The organism is Methylobacterium nigriterrae (assembly GCF_037106235.1).
Classification (GTDB): Bacteria; Pseudomonadota; Alphaproteobacteria; order Rhizobiales; family Beijerinckiaceae; genus Methylobacterium; species Methylobacterium nigriterrae.
Map to the genome: position 1 here is coordinate 1 of NZ_JBAWTG010000901.1, position 268 is coordinate 268.

The following is a 268-nucleotide window of genomic DNA, read 5'->3' on the forward strand; positions in this document are numbered from 1 at the left end:
GCTGGTTCGGGTGCTTGCGCGCGTGCGCGGCGGAGGATCGGCCTTCCCCGGGTATGTGACGACGAAGCTCGCGCCTCGGTTCCTCGAAGACGTGACGGCACAGTTCGCCCACGGCATCGTGTACGTGCTCGGGTCCAACGGCAAGTCCACGACGACGCACATGCTCACCGAGGTGTTGCGGGCTCACGGACTTCGCGTGTTCACGAATCCCTCCGGGGCAAACCTTCCCCAGGGGATCGCATCGTCGATTCTGGGGGAGTCGTCCCTG

At 65.7% G+C, this 268-nt stretch carries 1 protein-coding gene; it reads left to right on the top strand.

The annotated features are described in order from the left end of the window. A partial coding sequence (locus tag WDW90_RS39610; protein ID WP_336493057.1) for a hypothetical protein occupies positions 1-268 on the top strand: 268 nt, incomplete at both ends.